Raw genomic sequence first — 21,664 nt, 5'->3', positions numbered from 1 at the left:
CCAGCCCACGCGGTGGTGGCGCGCGGCTCAGACCAGCCGGCGCGCCGTCGCCCAGCGGGTCAGCTCGTGCCGGTTCGACAGCTGCAGCTTGCGCAGGACCGCCGAGACATGCGACTCGACCGTCTTCACCGAGATGAACAACTGCTTGGCGATCTCCTTGTAGGCGTATCCCCGGGCGATGAGCCGCAGCACCTCGCGCTCCCGCTGGGTGAGGCGGTCGAGGTCCTCGTCGACCGGTGGGGCGTCCGTGGAGGCGAAAGCGTCCAGAACGAAGCCGGCCAGGCGCGGTGAGAAGACGGCGTCGCCCTCCTGGACGCGGAAGATGGAGTCGACGAGGTCGGTGCCGGTGATCGTCTTGGTGACGTAGCCGCGGGCTCCGCCCCGGATGACACCGATCACGTCCTCGGCCGCGTCCGACACGGACAGGGCGAGGAAGCGGACGGGCTGCTCGGTGTCGCCCATCAACGGGGCACAGCGCCGCAGCACTTCGACGCCGCCGCCCCCGGGCAGGTGCACGTCGAGCAGCACCACCTCGGGCCGGGTGGCCGTGATCACCGTGACCGCCTGGTCGACGTCGGCGGCCTCGCCGACGACCTCGACACCGGTCTGCTCGGTCTGCCCGATCTCGGCCTGGACACCGGTGCGGAACATGCGGTGGTCGTCGACCAGCACGACCCGCACGTGGCGCTGCCCCGCAGCGTCGGCCGGTGACGCGGCCCCGGTCGCCTCCGCCGCCTCCGCCGGTCCCGTCGACGGGTTCGCCTCGCTCGGCTCGCTCATGCCTTCTCCGCCCTCTCCATCTCCAGCTCGACCTCCGTGCCGCCGTCCGGCACCGCGCGCAGGCGCGCCGTGCCGCCGTTGCGTTCCATGCGGCCGATGATCGACTCTCTGACGCCCATGCGATCGGCGGGTATCGCGTCGAGGTCGAAGCCCGGGCCGCGGTCCCGTACGGACACGAACACCGTTCTCCCCTCGACCTCGGCGTAGACCTGCACGGCACCCCCCTCGCCACCGTACTTGGCGGCGTTGACCATCGCCTCGCGCGCGGCCTGCATCTGCGCACCGATCCGCTCGTCGAGGGGGCAGTCCCCCACGACGACGACCTCCAGGGGAACACCGTGCTGGTCTTCCACCTCGGCGGCGTTGCGCTTCACGGCCTCGGCGAGGGTGGTGGGCTCCTCGTCCTCGTCCTTGCCGTTGCCCTCCGGCTTGTAGAGCCAGGCACGCAGGTCGCGTTCCTGTGCACGGGCGAGGCGGCGGACCTCTCCGGGACTCTCGGCGTTCCGCTGGATCAGCGTGAGGGTGTGCAGCACCGAGTCGTGGACGTGGGCGGCGACTTCCGCCCGTTCCTGGGCCCGGATCCGCATCAGCCGTTCCTCGGACAGGTCCTGGGTCATGCGCACGAGGTAGGGCCCGGCGAGCAGCGTGATGCCGACGAGGACCGCGAGCGCCGCCTGGAGCACCGGACCGAGGTGGGCACCCGAGCCCTGGAGGACGAATATGCCCGAGACGCCCGCCGTCACCAGCAGGACACCGGCGCCGGCGCGCAGCAGGGTGACCGTACGCCGACGGCGCCCCACCTCGACCCAGCGGGCCCGGCGGGCATTGTCGGCCTGCCGCCAGACCAGGGCTACGCCGGCCCCGGCCAGGACGGTCGGCCAGAGGTAGGCGCGGGCGCCATTGGTGAGATCCACGCTGCCCACGAAGACCATCGCCACGACGACCATGAGGAGCAGGGCGACGATCTGACCCTTGTCCGGTCTGCGCGTGACCAGTCTGCGGCGGCCGTCCGGCGAGACCTCGGTGGCGACCAGGGAGGGCGGCCGGTGCGCCTCCACCCCGCCGACGCCGAGGGGGACGAAGAACCAGAAGGCGGCGTACAACAGCGCGCCGAGGCCGTCGGCCATGAACAGGCCGACGAAGACGAGCCGGACCCAGACCACGGGCAGCCCGAGGTGACCGGCCAGCCCCCGCGCCACTCCTCCGAGCCAGCGACCGTCGCTGCTGCGGTAGAGCTTGCGCGGCGGCCTCGGCTCGACGACTGGCGCTGCTGCGGCTTCCGACATGTCAATGATGGTCACACGCTCGTCGGTGCGGGGGCATCAGGGTAGGTCCCCGAGACTCCCCTGATCTCCGGGTGCGGCGGCCCCTTGGCGTCCCCCGGGCTCCCATCGGGGTCGAAATCAGGGTCGGACCAGGGTCGTCCCGACTGCCGTCGGGACGGCTCGCCCGTCACCATGGACGCATGACAGATCACCAGCACGCCGCGACGGGTCCGGGACCCGGCTCCGGCCCGCGCCCCTCCCCGGGCGCCGGGCCGCAGGATGCCGCGTCCGCCGCGGATGCGCCCCGTGCGCCCGGGCCCACGGGTGTGCGCGGCAGGAGAGGGAGGCCCGAGGGCGACGGTCCGACCGCCCCTCCGGGCCACGCGGCCGGACGGGCCGCCGGCCCCGCCTCCCCACCGGCAGCGGAGGGGGCCGGGCCGCCGCACCGTTTCCGCCGCGACCGCGACCACAAGCTGCTCGGTGGTGTCTGTTCCGGCCTCGGCCGGCAGTGCGACATGGACCCGGTCATTTTCCGGATCACCCTCGCCGTGCTCTCCGCGACCGGCGGGGTAGGACTCATCTTCTACGGCTTCGCCTGGCTCCTCGTCCCGTACGAGGACGAGGAGGAGAACGAGGTCCGCAGGCTGCTGACCGGCCGGGTCGACGGCCACGCCCTGGCCGCCGTCCTCTTCGCCCTGGTCGGCTGCGGTGTCTTCCTCACCATGCTGAACAACGGCGACGTGCTGAGTTTCGCCGTCATACTGTCCATCCTGCTGGCCGGCGCGGGGTACTGGTCCCGGCACCGCGGCGCCCCGGGCCCGGACCCCTTGGCAGCGCAGGCGGTCGCGGACGCCCCACCGGAGCCGCAGGCACCTCCGGTGGTCACCACCTACCCGTCCTGGTGGCGCGATCCGATCGTCAAGGATGGCCGGCACGTCGGTGCCACCGGCTACCTGTGGGGCCCGTGGGGCGCGGGCGCCCACGACGTCACCGCGGGCGTGTCGTTCGGTCTCGCCCCCAACCTGCACAAGTCCCCCGACCTTCCGCCGCAGCCCCCGAAGCAGCGGGGGCCCCGATGGATCGGCGGCTGGATCTTCCTGCTCGCCCTGCTCGCAGCAGGTGTGGGCACGGGCCTGACCTGGCAAGGGCACCCCCTCGGCACGAGCCTGCAGACGGGCCTGGCCGCCGCGCTCGCCGTCTTCGGCCTCGGCATTGCCGTCAGCGCGTTCCTGGGTCGTACCGGGGCGGGATCCATCATCCTGGCCGTCATCACGGCCGGGCTGCTGGCAGGGGCGTCCGCCGTGCCCAAGGACATCGGCACGGACTGGATGCGCACCACCTGGGAGCCCGCCTCGGTCGCACAGATACGCCCGGCCTACGACCTGGGCACCGGCACGGGCACGCTGGACCTGTCGGGCGTCCGGGTGCCCGAGGGGAGGACGGTGTCGACCCGGGCGGACATCGGAGTGGGGCGCGTCCACGTGATCGTGCCCGACGACGTGACCGTGCGGCTGACCGTCGAGGTGGGCATCGGCGACATTCAGCTCCCCGGGGAAAAGAAGCAGGACGTCGACGTGGCTCCGGGCAAGCGCGAGGAGGTCACTCTCGATCCGCCCGCCGGCGTCAGGAAGGGGGGCACCCTGGAGCTGGATCTCCAGGTCGGTGCCGGACAGGCGGAGGTCAGCCGTGCCACGTCATGAGTTCCAGCCGGGCAAGTTGATCGCCGGTGCCAGCCTGGTCGCGGCAGCGACCCTCTTCCTCGGAGACGCGGGCGGAGCCTGGGACACACCCTGGTTCGTGTTGTTCCCCGTCGTCGGGGGCGGCTTGTTCCTGGCCGGCTCCGTGGCCCTGGTGACCGGCCGGATACGGCGCCGCCGCCCTACGGCCGGCACCGGTCCGGGCGTCGACGCCCCACCTCCCGGACGGCCCGCTCGCGGGTGACCTGCCCTCCGGTTGCCCGCCCCACCGGGTCACCCGGCGACATCCCGGCCGGTGTCCGCCGCAGGGAGGCGACCCGGTCGCAGATGTCCGCGAGTCAGGTGTGGTCGGCGGATCCGCGCCTGCGTCGCGCCCGGAGAGCGGCGTCCAGAGAGAGGACGGGTGCGCCGGCCAGCACGAGGGGGATCCACGCCATCATGTAGGGGAGGTCGTTGCCGTAGTAATAGGGGTCAGAGGCCCAGCTCACCGTCAGCCACAGGCTCAGGGAGATCAACACGCCGCCCAGCGCGGCGAGGCGAGTGAGGAGGCCGACGAGGACTCCCAGGCCGACGGCCAGTTCTCCGAAGGCGATGGCGTAGCCGAAGCCCACCGGGTTCTTCAGGGAGAGGTCGATCAGGGTGGGGATGGCGGAGGAGTCGCGGACCGCCCGCATCATGTCGCCGATCGATCCTGCGCCCGAGTCCTTCAGGAAGGCACTGTCCGTGAGCTTGTCCAGCCCCGCGTACACGAAGGTGACGCCCAGGAAGATCCGGAGGGGGAGGAGTGCGTAACGGGTGGCCGTGTCCCGCCAGTCACCGCCGCGGTCCAGGTGGGGGGAGTACGTTTCCGTGCGCCTGCCGTGAGTCATCGCTGCCTGCCACCTCTCGCCGCCTGTCGAGACCCCCTCAACAGACCATACGTACGACAATCCACCACGGCTCAACCCTGACCGCCCAGTATTGATGGGAGATCAACAGCAAACCGACAGGTCCACGCGCCACGAGCAGGGATGGTGGCGAGGGCCCGAAACGAGGGCGGACGGGGCCGCGAACAGAGCTACGGCACCGGTCCACCAGCGAGTTCGGGCGGGCCCGGGGACCGGATCCCCGCCCAGTGCCTCACCGGGCCCGCTCGGCCGACTCGGCCGACCCGTGCTCGCCCCGGAAGGCCACGCCCCGCCTCACCTCTCCCCGCTCCCGAGCCCACGAACCGAGTGGCGCAAGGGCCGGTGCGGGCAAGGACGGGTGCGGGCAGGCTGAGCCGGGCCGGGCAGCGGCGGGTGATCCCAGGTGGCGTGTTCGGGGGCTCGGCCCCGGTCAGTCCGTCACGTCGATCGCGTAGCGGTTCGTCTCCACGCCCGCTGCCGTCACCACCTGGACCTCCACCCGGCCGGGCTCCACCTCCGCCGGGACCGGCACGGTGAGCAGGGTGTCCGTCGGGTTGTCGAAGCCTCCCGTGACCGGCACCAGAGGTACGTGCACGTTCACGGCGCCCACCCGGACGACCATCCGGGACAGCCGCTCGGCGCCCTGGGAACCCGGTGGCACGAAGCCGGTGCCGCGGATCTCGATGTCGTCCCCGGTCCGGATCGGCGCGTCCAGAGCCCCCGCCTCACGGGCCCGGACGACCGAGAGGATCACCGGCCGTCCGACCTCGGCGTACTTCCCGGCGAGATACGTCGCCGCAGACACCAGCACGACCGCCGCCAGCCCCCACGGCAGGTCCGGCAACTGGTCCGGGCGGCGGGCCAGCCGTACCGCCGCGAACACCAGGGCCACCGCGCTGATCACCACGTACTGGATGTCCGCGAAGCTGCCCCGTCCCGCGTCGTCGGTCAGGAGGTCCGCCGCCCGGGGCCGGTCCGCGCGCACCTTCTGCAACCGCTGTCCCAGAACCCGCAGCCCGATCACCCGCCGGACCAGTACGGCGATGCCGCACACCACGGCGAGGACGGTGACCACACCGGCCCCGCGGGCGAGTTCGAGTCCCGCTATCAGCGCGTCCCGTTCCGCGGGGCCGGACGCGGCCGCCAGTCGGCCCGCGAGGACCAGTACCGCGTAGGCGAGGAACAGCACCCAGGCCGCTGCCACGGCACGGGACGTGGAGAGACGGTTGTCCTCGCCGATCACCGGGGCCAGTGCCCCGCCACGCGCCCGGTGGAACCACGACGCGGCGGAGAGCGTCCCGGCCACCACCAGCGCGGCCAGCAGCCCGGCCGAGCGTGCGCCGGTCCACCCGGCACCGATCGCCGTCAGCGCCTGGACCAGGAGCAGCACGACGACCCCGGCCCACACCGTCACGACCGTCCGGTGCCACAGCCGCGCCAGCCAGGCCGCGCCCTCGGCACGGCTGCGCTGGGCGACCAGCTCGGCGGCCTGCGTCAACTCCTCGGACACCCACTGCCGGGAGGCCGACGCCGAGTGCGCCACCGCGGCCGGCAGCCCCTGACCGGCGGCGAACTCGTCGCGGCGCAGCAGGAACGCCGCGACCGCGCGCCGGTGCCCCTCACGCGCGCCGTGCGGGCAGTCCCCGCAGGTGCAGCCGCCGTCGTGCGCGCCGGGGTCCACGCCGCCCTCTCTCGCCTCCTGCACCGCCACGCCCGAAGCCCGCCTCTCCCGCACCCGCGTTCCCACGCCCTCCCGCCGCCCGGTGCAACTCCCCGGCGACGACAGCGAATTGTGCCCTACAACACGGCTCGATCGTTCAGCAGGTGTGGTCAACAAGGGTGAATCTCAGGGCGCGATGTTGACCCGTCGGGCAGTGGCCCCGGCAGCCGTCCGACGGACGGGCCCACCCCACTCGTCGGCGTCGCGGACAGTGAGCGACTCAACCGGCAGGTCAGGCGCCCGGCGCCGCCGTCCGTCCGGTGCACACCCGGGCCCGGGACCAACCGAACGGAACCGGGCCAGCCGAAAAGGCACGGGACCCGGCCGCCCCCTCGGAGTCTCCACAGACTCCGAGAGATCCGTGCCCTTGCCCCTCCCACCGATCCGTGGCCCTGCCCCTCCCACCGATCCGTGGCCCTGTCTGATGTGTGGCCCTGCCGCTCCCACGATCCCGGCCCCGCCGCTCCCGCAGCCCCGTGATCCTCCGCAGATCGGCGGCCCGCCATTCCCGCGGACCCGTGCCGCCCCGCAGACATCCGGCCCCGCATCCGGCCCCGCATTCGGCCCCCGGCGCGCCGCAGCTCCGTGACCCGCCTCCCTCGCCTCCACCGCCACTGCCACCGCCACCGCCGCCGCAACAGGTCCGGCTCGCTGCGGCTGATGTCCTGCCACAGTGGCTGGTAGTTGATCCAGGCCACCAGGTCTCCGCCGACCTGCTCCCGGGTCGCCACCGCCTGCCGGTGGTCGATGTGGACCGGCCTGCCCGCGGCCTGCGCCATGAGCTGGACCTGGGCGGACCGCTCCATCGACAGGAACCACCAGGCCGCCGCGTCCACCGAGTCACCGGCCGTCAGCAGCCCGTGGTTGCGCAGCACCAGCGCCTTGTGGGAGCCCAGGACGGACGCGATGCGCCGAGCCTCCTCGGCGTCGACCGTGACGCCGCTGTAGGCGTCGTACAGCGCGTGGTCCTCGTAGAAGGCGCAGCTCTCCTGGCTGAGCGGCTCCAGCAGGTCGCCGAGGGCGGCGAGCGCGCGGCCGTGCACCGAGTGGCAGTGGGCGACGGCGACGACGTCCGGCCGGGCCGTGTGGACCTGGGCGTGGACGGTGAACGCCGCCTGGTTGACGTGGTGTCCGCCCTCGACGACCTGGCCGTCCCGGTTGGCGAGGACGAGGTCGCTCACGGTGACGTGGCGGAAGGGCATCCCGAACGGATTGACCCAGAAGCAGTCGCTGTACTCGGGATCGCGTGCGGTGATGTGTCCCGAGACGCCGTCCTCGAAGCCGAACCGGCCGAACAGCCGGAGGGCACCCGCCAGCCGCTCCTTGCGGTGCCGGCGTTCGTCCTCGACCGACTCGTGCATCGGCGGCATGGCGAAGCGCAGCCTGTCGGTTCGCAGTGGCGGGGGCGGTGTGGGCCCGTGCATGAGTCCTCCGCGGGGGTGTACGTACGGGGCGGAAGGTACCGTCGGGGCGCCGCGCACGACAGATCTGTTCCGTGAAGATGCGGCGCGCGGCGCGACCGGGAGGAATCGCGCGGGCGTGATCCGGAGCAATGCAGACGGCAGGTGTCCGGTATTCGGGGCACGCTCTGGGCATGACGACGAACTGGGAGGCTTTCGCCACCGCCGAACCCGGCCTGGCGAGGACCGTCGAGGCACGCTTCGGCGCCCACACCCACCATGTCCTGGCCACGCTGCGCAAGGACGGCTCGCCCCGCACCAGCGGACTGGAGGTGCGCTTCCTCGGCGGCGAGCTGTGGCTCGGCATGATGCCGGGCTCGCTCAAAGCACGGGACCTGCGACGGGACCCGCGTTTCGCCCTCCAGGCGAATCCCGGGGAGGGCACCACCATGGGAGGCGGCGACGTCCGCGTCTCCGGCCGGGCCGTCGAGGTCGAGGACGCGGAGAGCATGGCCGCGTACCGCGAAGAGGTGGAACCGCCGGAGCCGTTCCACCTCTTCCGCACCGAGTTGACGGAGGTCGTACGGACCTGGGTGGAGGACGAGACGTACCTCGTCCTCCAGGTCTGGAGGCCCGGAGCGCCGGTGCGCACGCTCAGACGGACCTGAGCCCGTGGGGGCTCACTCCCACTCGATGGTCCCCGGCGGCTTGGAGGTCACGTCGAGGACGACCCGGTTGACGTCGCGCACCTCGTTGGTGATGCGGGTGGAGATCTTGCCGAGGACGTCGTACGGCAGGCGCGACCAGTCGGCGGTCATGGCGTCCTCCGAGGACACCGGGCGCAGGACGATCGGGTGGCCGTAGGTCCGGCCGTCGCCCTGGACGCCGACGCTGCGGACGTCCGCGAGCAGGACGACCGGGCACTGCCAGATGTCGCGGTCGAGGCCGGCCGCGGAGAGCTCCTCGCGGGCGATGGCGTCGGCCTCGCGGAGCAGGTCCAGCCGCTCCTTGGTGACCTCGCCGACGATCCGGATGCCGAGGCCGGGGCCGGGGAACGGCTGGCGCTGGACGATCTCGTCCGGCAGGCCGAGTTCCTGGCCGACCATCCGCACCTCGTCCTTGAACAGCTGGCGCAGCGGCTCGATCAGCTTGAACTCGAGGTCATCGGGCAGCCCGCCGACGTTGTGGTGCGACTTGATGTTGGCGGTGCCGGTGCCGCCACCGGACTCGACGACGTCCGGGTACAGGGTGCCCTGGACCAGGAACTCGACGGCAGGGCCCTCGTCGGCGACGATCTCGGCCTGGGCCTGCTCGAAGACCCGGATGAACTCGCGGCCGATGATCTTCCGCTTCTCCTCGGGGTCGGACACGCCCTTGAGCGCGGTGAGGAACCGCTCGCTCGCGTCCACCACCTTCAGCTGCACGCCGGTCGCGGCGACGAAGTCCTTCTCGACCTGCTCGGTCTCGCCCTTGCGCATCAGGCCGTGGTCGACGTAGACGCAGGTCAGCTGGGAGCCGATGGCCTTCTGCACCAGGGCGGCGGCGACCGCGGAGTCCACACCTCCGGACAGTCCGCAGATGGCCCGCTTGTCGCCGACCTGCTCGCGGATGGCCGCGACCTGCTCCTCGATGACGTTGCCGGTGGTCCAGTCGGGGGTCAGGCCCGCGCCCCGGTACAGGAAGTGCTCCAGCACCTGCTGCCCGTGCGTGGAGTGCATCACCTCGGGGTGGTACTGGACGCCGTAGAGCTTCTTCTCGTCGTTCTCGAACGCGGCGACGGGCACGACGTCCGTGGAGGCGGTCACGGTGAAGCCCTCGGGGGCGGCCGAGCAGGCGTCGCCGTGGGACATCCACACCGCCTGCTCGGCGGGCGTGCCCTCGAAGAGGGTGGAGGAGGCCTTGGAGACGTGCAGCTCCGTGCGGCCGTACTCGCGGGCCCCGGTGTTGTCCACCTGGCCGCCGAGGCTCTGGGCCATCAGCTGGAAGCCGTAGCACATGCCGAAGACGGGGACACCGGCCTCGAACAGCGCCGGGTCGACGGTCGGGGCACCCTTCTCGTACACGGACGAGGGGCCTCCGGAGAGGATGATCGCCGCGGGGTTCCTGGCGATGATCTCCTCGACCGGCATGGTGCTCGGCACGATCTCGCTGTAGACCCGCGCCTCGCGGACGCGACGGGCGATGAGCTGGGCGTACTGCGCGCCGAAGTCGACGACCAGAACGGTGTCGGGCGCGGGGGCAGCGGGAGTCGCTGAGGACACGGAGTGCCTTCCGGCGGTGGGGCGGGAGCTTGTGCGTCCCGATTCTACCGGGGGGCGCGCGGGGGGCCGTCCGGCCCCGTCTCATCATCCGGTCGGGGTTGGACGCGCGGACGCGGCGGGGCATACTGGCCCCCATGCTCACGCACCCGACCTTCCTCTTTACCTATGGCACCCGGCCCGCCGGCTGCCATGGTCGTGCTGCTTGAGCATCTGACAAGCGACTTCCCAGGCGCCCCGGGCCGACAAGGCCCGGGGCGTCTGTGTTCGTCCGGGTCCTGTCGCTCCGGGCACCGCGTCCCGTACCGCGAGGAGCCCTCATGTCCGCCGCCACTGCCACGACCGCCGCCGTCACCACCGGGTCCGCCACCGGTCCCGCCACCGCAACCAGTCCCTCCGGCCAGGCCGCCCCTGCCCCGGCCACCCCGGCCCGTCCGGCCTCTTCGTCCCCCGAGAGGACCGGCGCCCGCACCTCCGAGGCCGCCGAGCTGATCACCGGCGCGCGGGAGCGGATCGACGCCCTCGACGACCGGATCATCGGCCTGGTGCAGGAACGGATGGCCGTCTCGGCCGTCATCCAGAAGGAGCGGATCGCCTCCGGCGGGCGACGGGTGAACCTGTCCCGCGAGATGGAGGTCCTCGCCCACTTCCGGGACGCGCTGGGCAAGCCGGGCACCGCCCTGGCCATGACGCTGCTGGAGCTCTGCCGGGGCCGGATCTGACGTTCGCGGCACAGACGTACGCATCCTTCTCACCCGTACGGCGCGTGACCGCCGGTGAAGCCGCTTCGTTGGAACCGATGTCCGTGCCAGCCAGGGGCGGGCCCGAAAGAACCACGCGTGGCTCGCCGGAGCGATGAGACGTACGGATCGTGCCGTGCGTCGTGGGACCTCGCTCCGGACAAGTGACCGGACGGCAGGGGACAGCAGCCCGGTCACCCAAGAGAACGGTCGGCTCCGGGGACGCCCGGAGCCGACCGGCGGACTTCGTCCGGGTCCGGATCGGAAGGCAGCGGGGCGGCACGCTCGAGGACGATGCGTACGCGCCCACGTCCCCCGCAGACAACCGCATGGCCCTGCGCCGACGCACGACCGGTGACCGCCGGACCCCGCCGGGACCCCACACCCGGCGCGCGCTCCCGCCGGACTCCCGGATCACGGCGGCCCCAGGGCGTTCGAAACCCGCGGCGCCACCCCCCGGCGCCGCTCACGGGCACCGGCGCGGCCCTGACGCCGGTGCTGACCATGGAAGGGCCCCGCGGCTCCGCCTCGACCCGAGGCCCCACGGGGCCCTTCGTCCGCCCGGGCACGGGCACGGGCACGCATGGACGTGGACGGACGTGGACGGGCATGAGCTGGTCGGGCCGCACGGGGACCGGACGGAGTGGACACGGCCCCCGAGGACGGACACGACACCGGGCACCGACACGACCACGGTTACCGGCGCGGCGCGCGCGTCGTCTTCCCGCGGACACGGCAGGCCGCCCCGCCTCTCCGCGCACGCCGCCTCCGCTCCGGCATCTCGTGCGCGGTACTCAGCCCCCGAGGCGGCGCGCGTGATCCACGTCACACAGCAATCTGTGCTTGACGGGACAACCATCCATGGGGCTCAGCGATCGAACCTTCCGAAGCCACGGGCCCCGTCCGGGGCCGTCGGAGGACCTGCGCTCGGAGGGGGGCGCAGGTCCTCACCTTTTGCACAGCCTTGCCCCCTCCATTCCGGCCCCGACCGCCCCCCATTTCTTCATTTCTTCGGCGGCACCGTCGGCATCCCCAGGAACGGCAGCTTCAGCGCGCCGAACGCGTCCGCCGGCACCGCCGGGGACTTCGGCTCGACCGGCTGGAGACGCCGGTAGGGCTCCTCCTGCCCGGGACGCGGGTCGGCCTCACCCTTGTTGGGCCAGTACGACATGGCCCGCTCGGCCTGGGCGGTGATGGTCAGCGACGGGTTCACGCCCAGGTTGGCGGAGACCGCGGCCCCGTCCACCACGGAGATGCCGGGGTGGCCGTGGAGCCGGTGGTAGGGGTCGATCACCCCGGTGTCCGGGGAAGCACCGATCGGACAGCCGCCCAGGAAGTGGGCGGTGAGCGGCATCCCGGTGAGTTCGCCCACGTTGGAGCCCGGGAAGCCGTTGATCTCGGCCGCCAGCGCGGACGCTCCCTCGGTGGCCGCCTTGATCTGCTTGGGGTTCGGAGCCCCGTGCCCCTGGCGGGCGGTGAGCAGCCCCTTGCCGATGCCGGACGGCTTGAGCCGCGTCGTCAGGGAGTTGTCCAGCGACTGCATCACCAGGGCGATGATGGTTCGCTCGGACCAGCGCCGGTTGGACAGCGACCGCACGGTGAGCACCGGGTGACGTGCGGCGTTGCCCAGCCAGCCCAGGACCCGGGCGGCGCCGGAACCACTGCTGCCCGCGTAGGGCACCTGGAGGATCGACAGGGCGCCCATCGAGTTGGAGCCGTAGCCGTAGCGGACCGGCTCGATGTGGGTGTTCTCGTCGGGGTGGATGGACGACGTGATGGCGACCCCGCGGGTGAAGTCGGCCCGGGGCGCGCCGGTCGCCCTGCGGTAGCGGCGGTTGTCGGTCTGGGCGCCGACCAGGGCCTCGGAGTTGGTGCGGGTGAGTTCGCCCAGCCTGTCCGAGAGGTGCGGGAGCCGGCCGGTCTCCTTCATGCGGTGCAGCAGCGTCTGGGTGCCGTAGGTGCCCGCGGCGAGGACGACCCGGCGCGCCCGGAAGGTCCGGCCGCGGCCCTTGCGGCGCCGGCCGGTCGGCACGGTGGCCACGGCGAAACCGCCGTGCCCGTCCTCCGTCACCGCGACGGCCGTCGTCATCGGATGGACGACGGCGCCGGCCTTCTCGGCGAGGTGGAGGTAGTTCTCGTTCAGGGTGTTCTTCGCGCCGTGCCGGCAGCCGGTCATGCACTCGCCGCACTCGGCACAGGCCCGGCGCGAGGGTCCCACCCCGCCGAAGTACGGGTCGGGGACCTCCTGGCCGGGTGCGGCCTTCACGGTCCCGTCCGCGTCCTCGCCGTCGCCGAAGAAGACGCCGACCGGCGCCATGTGGAAGGTGTCCCCCACGCCCATCCGCTCGGCCGCGGCCTTCAGGTGGACGTCGGAGGGGGTCACCGTCCGGTTCAGACGGACCCCGAGCATGCGCCGGGCCTGGTCGTAGTAGGGCTTCAGCTCCTCCTGCCAGTCGGTGATGTCCCGCCACTGCGGGTCCTCGAAGAAGGGCTTCGGCGGTACGTACAGGGTGTTGGCGTAGTTGAGGGAACCGCCGCCCACGCCCGCACCGGCCAGCACCATCACGTTGCCCAGGAGGTGGATGCGCTGGATGCCGTACATGCCCAGTTTGGGAGCCCACAGGTAGTTCTTCAGGTCCCAGGAGTTCTTCGGCAGGGTCTCCCTGGTCCAGCGGCGGCCGGCCTCCAGGACACCGACGCGGTACCCCTTCTCGGTCAGGCGCAGCGCCGACACGGACCCGCCGAAGCCGGAGCCCACGACGAGGACGTCGTAGTCGTACGCGTGCTCGCGCTCAGGAGCAGGGGCCGGGGCCGGGGCCGGGGCAGGGACAGGCTCGGAGGCAGGGGCCGGGTCGGAGGCACGGTCCGGGCCGGGGGCGCCGCGAGGGCCTGGCGGGTCCGCGGGGGCGTCCTGCGCGGGAACGTCCTGCGCGGGGGCGTTCTGCGCGGGGGCCGCCGGGGCGTCGGGCGCCGGGGCGTCCTGGGCGGTGGCGTCGGCGGCGTACCGGGTGGTGTCTGCGGGCCCGGGGGCGGAGTGGTCCTGGGACACGTGCTCTCCTCGTCGAAAGCCGGCCGGCGGCGGGACGGGCCCGCCGCCGGAGTGGTGCGGGAACGGGCTCAGCGGAACCGGAACGCCTTCATCAGACGCAGGCTCCGGCTCATGAACGCCGCGTACTGCGCGTCGTCCATGCCGAGCGAGGGAGCCATCGGCAGCAGCCGCTGGTGGGCGACGGTCTGGGACTCGGTGTACTTGTGGATGCCCTCGGAGCCGTGCCGGCGGCCGAGTCCGGACTCCTTCATGCCGCCCATGGGCGCCTGGACGCTGCCGTACGCGGAGGCGTACCCCTCGTTGATGTTCACGGTCCCGGTGCGCAGCCGCGCGGCGATGTCCCGGCCGCGCCGGGTGTTCGTCGTCCAGACCGAGGAGTTCAGGCCGTACGGGGTGGAGTTGACGCGCTCGACCGCCTCGTCGTCGGTACGGAAGCGGTAGACGGAGACGACCGGGCCGAAGGTCTCCTCCTCGCACAGGGTCATGCCCTGGGTGACGCCTTCGAGGATGGTCGGCTCGTAGAAGAAGGGGCCGATGTCCGGCCGGGCCACCCCGCCCGCGACCACGGTCGCGCCCCGGGCGACGGCGTCGTCCACGTGCCGGGTCACCGTCTCCAGCTGGTGCCCGCTGACCAGCGAGCCCATGTCCGCGCCGTAGGCGAGGGAACTGCCCAGCCGCATCGCGCGGGTCCGGGCGGCGAAGCGCTCCAGGAAGGTGTCGGCGATCGACTCGTGGACGTACAGCCGCTCGATGGAGATGCACAGCTGGCCCGCCGAGGAGAAGCAGGCGCGGACCGCACCGGCCGCCGCCTTCTCGATGTCGGCGTCCTCCAGGACCACCATGGCGTTCTTGCCGCCCAGTTCGAGGGAGACGCCGACGAGACGGTCCGCGGCGACGGTGGCGACCTCGCGGCCCGTGCGGGTGGAGCCGGTGAAGGAGACGTAGTCGCCGCGCTTGACGACCTCCGGGCCGACGACCGGGCCGAGACCGATGACGGCCTGGAGCACGTCCGCGGGCAGTCCGGCCTCGATCAGCAGGTCACGCGCCCACAGCGCGGTCAGGCAGGACTCGGTGTCGGGCTTCATGACCACCGCGTTGCCGGCCACCAGCGCGGGCAGCGCGTCGCCGACGGACAGTTCGAGAGGGTAGTTCCAGGGGACGATCTGGCCGATCACGCCGCGCGGGTGCCGCAGCTCGGTGACCTTGGTGAGCGCCGGGACGGCCCCCGCGCGACGTTTGGGCCGCAGGTACGCGGCGGCCCGGCGGCCGTAGTGGCGCGCGGCGACGGCCACCGCCTGGACCTCCTCGTGGGCGTGCAGCCGGGCCTTGCCGGTCTCCAGCTGGATGAGGTCGAGCACCTCGGCCTGGCGTTCCAGGACCAGGTCGTGGAAGCGCAGCAGGACGGCGGCCCGCTGCCGGACCGGTGTCATCGCCCACGCGGCCTGGGCGGCCCGGGCCGTCTCGAAGGCCAGCGCGACGTCCTCCGGCGTCGACTCGGGCAGGTCGGCCAGCTTCTCACCGGTGAACGGGGTGTGGTTGACGGTGCGCCCCGACCCGACGACGCCCTTGGTGAGCCGGGCGACCAGGTCCGGCGTGACCACGTCGGCGGCGGTGCGGACACCCTCGGGGGCGGGGGCGAGGGGATTGGTGCCGGTCGTTTCCCGGGTCTGCGCGTCGGTCATGTGCCGCAGGGTATGCCGGGGCGCCCACTTTGTGTACCCGTCGGTAACAGATTCACCGACCGCTCACATGCCGCCAGTGAACGCTGGCAACAAAGCCCCTGATCAGGGCATTGGCCACGGCGACGGCCCGACCCGCACGGCCCGGTCTCAACTCGGTCACGGAACCTCCCGGCCGGTCCGGAGCAGGTGGGGAGTGCGGTCCGGACGCGGTCGCGTGACGCGGGGCCCGGTCAGGGGCGGGTGACGTCCAGGTTCTCGATGACGGTCTTCGCCACGTCCCGCCCGCGCTCCGTGAAGTCGCCCTTGCCCGGGTAGCCGACGATCAGCTTGTACATGTCGCCCGCGGAGGTCCGGTAGTAGAAGATCCGCATCTCGCGGGGGAGCGGGTTCCGGGAGTCGTCGGTGGTGTAGACGACGGTGTTCTCGGCCGCCTTGCCGCCCTGATGGGTGAGGTTCGGCCGGGGGTCGGTCTTCGGGCCGGACGGGATGCCGAGCTTGTAGTTGCCGCGTTCCTTGAACTGGGCGTCGTCGTCGTACATCTCCGCGTCCGCGGAGCCCGCGATGTCGTTGCCGGTGTCGGTCTTCTTCTCCAGGGAGAGGTTGACCCAGATGCTGCCGCTCCAGTCGGTGTACCGGACCCAGTGGTCGGTGTCGTTGGAGTCCTCGTCCGGCACGGACCGCTGGTAGCCGTCCGGCACGGCCAGGCTCACCGCGAGGGCCTTCTCCTCCCGGGTCTTCCAACCGTCCGGCAGCGGCCCCGCGAAGGGGTCGGCGATCACCAGGTAGGCGGCCACCGCACCCGCGACCACGGCCGCGCCCAGCCCGAGCAGCGCCTTGCGGCCGAGCCGGATCCCCTTGCCGCCCACTCCGGGAACCGGCACGTTCACGATCTGGGTGGGCACCGGTGGCGCCGGCGGCTCCGCGGCTGCCTCCAGCAGGGCACGGACCCGGGCCGCGTTCGGCCGCCGCGACGGGTCCTTGTCCAGCAGTGCGTTGATGACCTCGGCCAGCGGCCCCTGGGCGGCGGCCGGGGGCGCCGGTGTCGCGTTGAGCACCGACTGGAGGGTGGCCGGCGTGTTGCTGCGGCGGAACGGCGACACGCCCTCCGTGGCCGCGTAGAGCACGACACCGAGCGACCAGAGGTCGGAGGCGGGGCCGGGACGCTGGCCCAGCACCCGTTCCGGCGCGATGTACTCGGGCGAACCGACGAAGCCGCCGGTGTCGGTCAGGTTGGTCTCGCCCTCGATCTGGGCGATGCCGAAATCGGTGAGGACGACCCGGTCGTACCGGCCGAGCATCACGTTGTCCGGCTTGACGTCCCGGTGCAGGATGCCCGCGGCATGAGCGGCCTCCAGGGCGCCGAGCACCTCCAGACCGACGCGGGCCGCCTCGCGCGGCGCGAGGGTGCCCTCCTCCTGCAACACCGCGCCCAGGGAGCGGCCCTGGACGAGTTCCATCACGATCCACGGCTGTCCGTCGACGACCGCGACGTCATGGACGTTGACGACCGCCGGGTGGTCGAGCCGGGCCGCGGCACGCGCCTCGCGCCGCATCCGCTCGAAGGCGTTGGCACGTTCGCGGTCGGGAAGATGGTCGGGAACGCGGGGCTCCTTGACGGCGACCTCCCGGTCCACCGTCTCGTCCTTGGCCCGCCACACGGTGCCCATGCCACCGTGCCCCAGTTTGCCGAGCAGCCGATACCGGCCCGCGATGACCCGCCCCGCTCCGGGGTCCTGCGACGACGGCGACTGCGGCGACGCCTGCGGCCCGGACCGGGGATCACCCTGCACCGGGAACGACGGGCGTTCCTCGGCAGGGCGCGCCGGGTGGTTCTGCGCGGGGGGTGCGGGGTGCCCCTGCGGGCGCCCCTCCGCCGGGCCGTGCTGCTGCGAAGGGACGATCTCGGTCGGCGCCGCGTACGGGTTGCCGGGGTGCGGCACGGCCGACGGCGGGTGCGGGATCGGCGGTTGCAGATCAAAACTCGTCGGTTCGTCGGCGCCGTTGCGGGGCCCCCCGTTGCTGCTCATGGTCCATCCATATCGCGCCGGGCCCCCACGGTTCCACAGCGGGCCGGGTCCGGTCACAGACCCGTGACCCAGGGCGCGGCATATATCCCGTTTGCATCCATACGGTGCCTACGGCCGCGCCCGACCGGGACGGGGTGGGGCGGGGAGGGCCGGGGTGGCGAGGCACCGGAGGGCCGGGGGGCGGTGGGGGCCGGGGCCCCGGAGGGGCTGGCCTTCGGAGAGGTGGCCGTCGGAGGAACGGACCTGAGGGCCGGTTGCCGGGTCACCGCATCATCGGGCCGCCGCCTCACCGGGCCGCCGCCTCACCGGGTCGGAGGAGCCGATCACGGTCCGACGCCGGGTGCAGGGGGCGGGGCAGCCGCCCGGACGGTCACGGCGGGCGGGCGCGTCACGGCGGGCTGGGGCAGCGCGGCGGGCTGGGGCAGCGCGGCGGGCTGGGGCAGCGCGGCGCGGGAACGGGAAAACGTTTGCGCGGACGCGGACGTGGACGCGGAGGGGAAGCGCGGCGCCGGCGGGGAGGTCGCGAGGGAAACCCCCCTGAGCGCCGCGCGCGAGGGTGCGGCGGGAGCGTCCGCCCGGGTGGCCTCCGGGCGATCCGGCGCCCGTCCCGTGCCCGTCGTCCCGGGCGTCGGACGCGCGGACGTCTCCGGTGCCGTACTCCCGGAGTCCCCGGCATCCCCCGGCTGTCCGGTGCCCTTCCGGTCCCCGGGTGCGGTGCCCGCGGGGCTGTCGGGGCCTTCGTGTTCGGTGCCCGTGCGGGGGGCCGGGGCAGTGGCCGTGGTGGACCGGGAGCCCGGGGCGGTGGGCGCCGGGGCTTCCGGTGACGTGGTGGACGGAGGCAACCCTCCGCCGCCGTCATGCTTCATGAGCAGCGCCGCCGCCGAGACACCGGCCACCGCCATGGCGGCGACCGCCAGCACCGCCACCAGCCGGCTCCGCGCGGGCGGCCCGGCCGGGCGGCTCCCGTCGGACGGGGGTGGCCGGAGCCCGCCGTCGTGAGCCCCGGCGTCCCGTCGTCCCCGCCCCCGACGGCGTCGCGGTGCGTGGCCTGGAAACGGCCCATCGAGCGGCGGCACGTCCGGGGTGCGCCCCGTCTCACGGAAGACCCGCAGCATGCGTTCCGCCGCGTCCGCGTCCAGCCGCCGGTCGGGCTCGCGCTCCAGCAACCCGTGGACGACGGGCAGGATCGGACCGGCCTGCGCGGGCGGCCGCACCTCGTCGACCACGACCGCGTGGAGGACGCCGCCGAGCGAGTCGCGCCGGAAGGGCGACTCGCCGCTGAGCACCGTGCAGAGCAACGCGCCCAGCGACCACAGGTCGGACTCCGGGCCGGTCCTCGCTCCGGCCATGCGTTCGGGCGCGGTGTACTCGGGCGAGCCGACGAAGGAGCCGTGCTCGGTGAGCGTCGTGGCGCCCGCGACCCGGGCGATGCCGAAGTCGGTCAGGACGACGCGGTCGGTTCCGTTCTCCAGCAGGACGTTGGCCGGTTTGAGGTCCCGGTGCAGCACCCCGGCCGTGTGCGCGGCGCGGAGCGCCCCCAGTAGATCGATGCCGATGCGGGCGGCTTCGTCCGCATCGACCGGCCCGTCCCGGGCGACCCGTTCGGCGAGCGAGACGCCGTCGATCAGCTCCAGCACGATGTAGGGACGGTCGTCGTCCTCGACGACGTCGTGGACGACCGTGATGTGCGGGTGGCTCAACTGCGCCAGCGCGCGGGCCTCGCGCAGGGTGCGATCCCGCTGCTTGCGGGCTTCCGCGGCCGAGAGCGTCTCGTCCACGGGGAGTTCCTTGACGGCGACCTCCCGGCCGAGCAGTTCGTCGGTCGCCCGCCACACCACGCCCATGCCACCGCGCCCGAGCCTCTCCTCCAACCGGTAACGGCCCGCGATCACACGGGCGTTGTGTCGAGCGTTGCCGTTGCCAGACGCCCCCTCGGTCCCCATGCGCCCATCATGCCCCACCGGATGTCTCCCCTCCGGTACGGCGATTCGGCCAAGCGGGAGACGTCTCCGCAGGTGCGGAGGGCACATGTGGATGGCAGGCGTGGGGTGCGGGTGCGAGAGGCAGGTGCGAGGTACACGTGCCTGGTGGAGGTACATGGGGCAGGTACATGGGGCAGGCGCCCCGACCGTGTGCCCCGTGCGAGTGCCGGACGCGTGTGCCCGGTCCGCCGCCGTAGGGGTGCGGGTGCTCAGAGCCCGGTGCCCGGTGCCCGGTGCCCGGTGCCCGGTGCGGAGATCATGTGGACGGGCCGGCGCAGTGAGCGTCGGCGATCCGCCGTGACGGACGGCCGTGGACGTCGGTTGTCATCGGCTGGCCGCGGATCGTCGTCCGGACTCCGACGGGAGGGGCCGGGCCGGCCGACCACGGTCCGCCGCTCCCCCTCCCGCCCACTCGTCAGCGCTCGCGCCAGCCCTTGAGCACCGTCTCGAATTGCTCCCGGGTGGTGTCCCAGTCCTCGGCGGGCCCCGCCATGTAGAGGGCGTACTCGGCACCGTCCCGCGCCACGTACATCTGGTCGACCGCCCGGTAGGGACCGGGGAACTCCGTGTCCTTGGGCAGCGCCGTCCAGGTGTACTCCAGCCGGGCGGCCTCGCGGTCCCGGTAGAGAAGGCGCCGCAGTTCCATCCGCCGGTAGTCGACCAGCCGTTGGCCTATCTGCTGGTCCAGGTCGCTCAGGTGCGCGTAGGGGTCGTCGAAGTCGGGTGAGTCGTCGACGGCGATGCGCAGGAAGTGCTTGCCGCCGTCGGGTGTGTAATCCACCTGGCGGTTGTCTCCGTCCGGCACGACACGCTTCCAGTCGGCGCCCGGCAGGACGACGCTGAACCCGTAGGGGTCGGTGCGGCGCACCCAGCCCGCCGGGAGGCCGCCCGACGAGTCCGTCTCCTCCGGAGTTTCGGCCGCCGGGGAGGCGGACGACGCGGCGGACGCCCCGCCGCCCGGCCGGCCGTCGTCGCCCCGCTGCTGCAGGACCACCGCGGTGCCGCCGCCGACGATCGCGGCCAGCGCGACCACCAGCGCCACCATGCGCCGCCGCCCTCCTCGGCCGCCGCGGGGGCCTGCGGTGCCGAGGGCACCCGTGGACTGCCCGACGGTGTGCCCCACGGCCTGCGGGCCGCCGCCGGAGCCCGGACGCGGTGCCGGCACGCCTGCTGGAGGGGTGGGGGCGGGGGTGGGAACGGTCGTGGCGCGAGGGGAGGCCGGCGCCGGCACGACGGTGTCCGGCCTCGTGTCGCCCGCCGACGTTCCCCGCACCGCGCGCCCCGGCATTGTGGGCGGGGCGACGGGCCGTGTCGGGACGTACGCCTGGGCGATGTCCGGCCGCCGGCCCTCCGCGGCGTCGGCGAGCATCTCCTCGGCGCGTTCGACGTCGGGCCGGGCGGCCGGATCCTTGCGGAGGAGGGCGGCGATCACCGGGACGAGGGGCCCGGCGTGGCGCGGTTCGTCGACGTCCTCCTCGACGATCGCCTGCATGGTCGTCAGCGGCGAGGTCCGCCGGAACGGCGACGTGCCCTCCACCGCCGTGTACAGCGTCGCCCCGAGGGCCCACAGGTCGGAGGCGGGACCGGGATCGTGGCCGCGGACCCGCTCCGGCGCCAGGTAGTCGACGGAGCCGACGACCTCACCGGTCCGGGTGATGGCCGTGTCCCCATCGATCTGCGCGATGCCGAAGTCGGTGAGCAGCACCCGGCTGTCCCGGGCGAGCAGGACGTTGCCGGGCTTCACGTCCCGGTGCAGCACACCCGCCCGGTGCGCGGCGCGCAGAGCCCGCAGCACCCACAGGCCGATGCGGGCCGCCTCCCGGGGTTCGACACGCCCCTGTTCCTCGACGGCGTCGGCGAGCGACCGTCCCTCGACCAACTCCATGACGATCCACGGCCGGCCGTCGTGCTCCAGGACATCGTGCACGGTGACGACGGCCGAGTGGTTGATACGGGCGGCGGCCCGTGCCTCGGCGCGGGTGCGGGCCAGCAGCATGGTCCGCTCACTGTCGGAGACGTAGAGCGCCGCGGTCAACTCCTTGATGGCGACCGACCGGTGCAGCACCTCGTCGTGCGCCCGCCACACCCGGCCCATGCCACCGTTGCCGATGGCCTCACCGAGCCGGTAACGGCCCGCGACGAGTCGGCCCTGCATCTGATTCACGTTGCCCCGCAAT

13 protein-coding genes and 1 pseudogene are annotated in these 21,664 nt (G+C 73.2%); 3 read left to right on the top strand and 11 right to left on the bottom strand.

Annotation, left to right across the window (positions count from 1 at the left end; translation table 11 throughout):
• Positions 1–27: 27 nt before the first annotated feature.
• Positions 28–780, bottom strand: a complete 753-nt coding sequence (locus tag AC02VZ_RS22500; RefSeq protein ID WP_432055061.1) for a LuxR C-terminal-related transcriptional regulator — start codon at positions 778–780, stop codon at positions 28–30.
• The gene (locus AC02VZ_RS22495; RefSeq protein ID WP_432055074.1) at positions 777–2,066 is read right to left on the bottom strand and encodes an ATP-binding protein; all 1,290 of its coding nucleotides are present in this window, start codon (positions 2,064–2,066) and stop codon (positions 777–779) included. Before AC02VZ_RS22495 ends, AC02VZ_RS22500 begins: the two co-directional genes overlap by 4 nt.
• 179 nt (positions 2,067–2,245) lie before the next feature.
• Here AC02VZ_RS22495 and AC02VZ_RS22490 point away from each other — a divergent pair, with 179 nt between their 5' ends.
• Positions 2,246–3,745, top strand: coding sequence for a PspC domain-containing protein (locus AC02VZ_RS22490; RefSeq protein WP_432055060.1), 1,500 nt, complete (start codon positions 2,246–2,248; stop codon positions 3,743–3,745).
• A gap of 335 nt (positions 3,746–4,080) precedes the next feature.
• On the opposite strand, the gene AC02VZ_RS22485 is transcribed toward AC02VZ_RS22490, so the two are convergent.
• The 3 genes and pseudogenes from AC02VZ_RS22485 to AC02VZ_RS22475 all read right to left on the bottom strand — a co-directional run.
• The gene (locus AC02VZ_RS22485; RefSeq protein ID WP_432055059.1) at positions 4,081–4,611 is read right to left on the bottom strand and encodes a DoxX family protein; all 531 of its coding nucleotides are present in this window, start codon (positions 4,609–4,611) and stop codon (positions 4,081–4,083) included.
• A 448-nt stretch (positions 4,612–5,059) separates the two neighbouring features.
• Positions 5,060–6,340 carry a hypothetical protein gene (locus AC02VZ_RS22480; RefSeq protein ID WP_432055058.1) on the bottom strand — a complete coding sequence of 427 codons (1,281 nt, stop codon included), beginning with the start codon at positions 6,338–6,340 and terminating at the stop codon, positions 5,060–5,062.
• Between the two features lie 644 nt (positions 6,341–6,984).
• A pseudogene (locus AC02VZ_RS22475) lies at positions 6,985–7,773 on the bottom strand (class II aldolase/adducin family protein); the annotation flags it as partial.
• A gap of 170 nt (positions 7,774–7,943) precedes the next feature.
• Between AC02VZ_RS22475 and AC02VZ_RS22470 the strand changes: the two are divergent.
• Positions 7,944–8,417 (top strand): pyridoxamine 5'-phosphate oxidase family protein, encoded by a 474-nt coding sequence (locus AC02VZ_RS22470; RefSeq protein WP_432055057.1) that lies wholly within the window; start codon positions 7,944–7,946, stop codon positions 8,415–8,417.
• A gap of 12 nt (positions 8,418–8,429) precedes the next feature.
• Here the strand turns inward: AC02VZ_RS22470 and guaA are convergent, their stop codons facing one another.
• On the bottom strand, positions 8,430–10,010 hold the full coding sequence (gene guaA, locus AC02VZ_RS22465) for a glutamine-hydrolyzing GMP synthase (protein WP_432055056.1): 1,581 nt from the start codon (positions 10,008–10,010) through the stop codon (positions 8,430–8,432).
• A gap of 317 nt (positions 10,011–10,327) precedes the next feature.
• Here guaA and AC02VZ_RS22460 point away from each other — a divergent pair, with 317 nt between their 5' ends.
• Positions 10,328–10,729 (top strand): chorismate mutase, encoded by a 402-nt coding sequence (locus AC02VZ_RS22460; RefSeq protein ID WP_432055055.1) that lies wholly within the window; start codon positions 10,328–10,330, stop codon positions 10,727–10,729.
• Between the two features lie 1,021 nt (positions 10,730–11,750).
• Here the strand turns inward: AC02VZ_RS22460 and AC02VZ_RS22455 are convergent.
• From AC02VZ_RS22455 to AC02VZ_RS22435, 5 genes are all read right to left on the bottom strand, one after another.
• The gene (locus tag AC02VZ_RS22455; RefSeq protein ID WP_432055073.1) at positions 11,751–13,505 is read right to left on the bottom strand and encodes a GMC oxidoreductase; all 1,755 of its coding nucleotides are present in this window, start codon (positions 13,503–13,505) and stop codon (positions 11,751–11,753) included.
• 359 nt (positions 13,506–13,864) lie between these two features.
• Positions 13,865–15,478 carry a succinic semialdehyde dehydrogenase gene (locus tag AC02VZ_RS22450; protein ID WP_432055054.1) on the bottom strand — a complete coding sequence of 538 codons (1,614 nt, stop codon included), beginning with the start codon at positions 15,476–15,478 and terminating at the stop codon, positions 13,865–13,867.
• Between the two features lie 230 nt (positions 15,479–15,708).
• Positions 15,709–17,505 (bottom strand): serine/threonine-protein kinase, encoded by a 1,797-nt coding sequence (locus tag AC02VZ_RS22445; protein WP_432055053.1) that lies wholly within the window; start codon positions 17,503–17,505, stop codon positions 15,709–15,711.
• A 323-nt stretch (positions 17,506–17,828) separates the two neighbouring features.
• Positions 17,829–19,448, bottom strand: a complete 1,620-nt coding sequence (locus AC02VZ_RS22440) for a serine/threonine-protein kinase (protein ID WP_432055052.1) — start codon at positions 19,446–19,448, stop codon at positions 17,829–17,831.
• Positions 19,449–19,902: 454 nt separating this feature from the next.
• Positions 19,903–21,642 (bottom strand): serine/threonine-protein kinase, encoded by a 1,740-nt coding sequence (locus AC02VZ_RS22435; RefSeq protein ID WP_432055051.1) that lies wholly within the window; start codon positions 21,640–21,642, stop codon positions 19,903–19,905.
• Positions 21,643–21,664: the final 22 nt, after the last annotated feature.

It is taken from the genome of Streptomyces sp. 3-6 (genome assembly GCF_056323165.1).
Note: the sequence above shows the minus strand (reverse complement) of the source record. Positions and strands in the feature narration are given on the sequence as shown.

What these genes read in the sequence shown, in the direction of transcription:
- AC02VZ_RS22500 (WP_432055061.1), bottom strand. Translation starts at nt 780, where the DNA reads ATGAGCGAGCCGAGCGAGGCGAACCCGTCGACGGGACCGGCGGAGGCG.
- AC02VZ_RS22495 (WP_432055074.1), bottom strand. Translation starts at nt 2,066, where the DNA reads ATGTCGGAAGCCGCAGCAGCGCCAGTCGTCGAGCCGAGGCCGCCGCGC.
- AC02VZ_RS22490 (WP_432055060.1), top strand. Translation starts at nt 2,246, where the DNA reads ATGACAGATCACCAGCACGCCGCGACGGGTCCGGGACCCGGCTCCGGC.
- AC02VZ_RS22485 (WP_432055059.1), bottom strand. Translation starts at nt 4,611, where the DNA reads ATGACTCACGGCAGGCGCACGGAAACGTACTCCCCCCACCTGGACCGC.
- AC02VZ_RS22470 (WP_432055057.1), top strand. Translation starts at nt 7,944, where the DNA reads ATGACGACGAACTGGGAGGCTTTCGCCACCGCCGAACCCGGCCTGGCG.
- AC02VZ_RS22460 (WP_432055055.1), top strand. Translation starts at nt 10,328, where the DNA reads ATGTCCGCCGCCACTGCCACGACCGCCGCCGTCACCACCGGGTCCGCC.
- AC02VZ_RS22450 (WP_432055054.1), bottom strand. Translation starts at nt 15,478, where the DNA reads ATGACCGACGCGCAGACCCGGGAAACGACCGGCACCAATCCCCTCGCC.
- AC02VZ_RS22445 (WP_432055053.1), bottom strand. Translation starts at nt 17,505, where the DNA reads ATGAGCAGCAACGGGGGGCCCCGCAACGGCGCCGACGAACCGACGAGT.
- AC02VZ_RS22440 (WP_432055052.1), bottom strand. Translation starts at nt 19,448, where the DNA reads ATGGGGACCGAGGGGGCGTCTGGCAACGGCAACGCTCGACACAACGCC.
- AC02VZ_RS22435 (WP_432055051.1), bottom strand. Translation starts at nt 21,642, where the DNA reads ATGCAGGGCCGACTCGTCGCGGGCCGTTACCGGCTCGGTGAGGCCATC.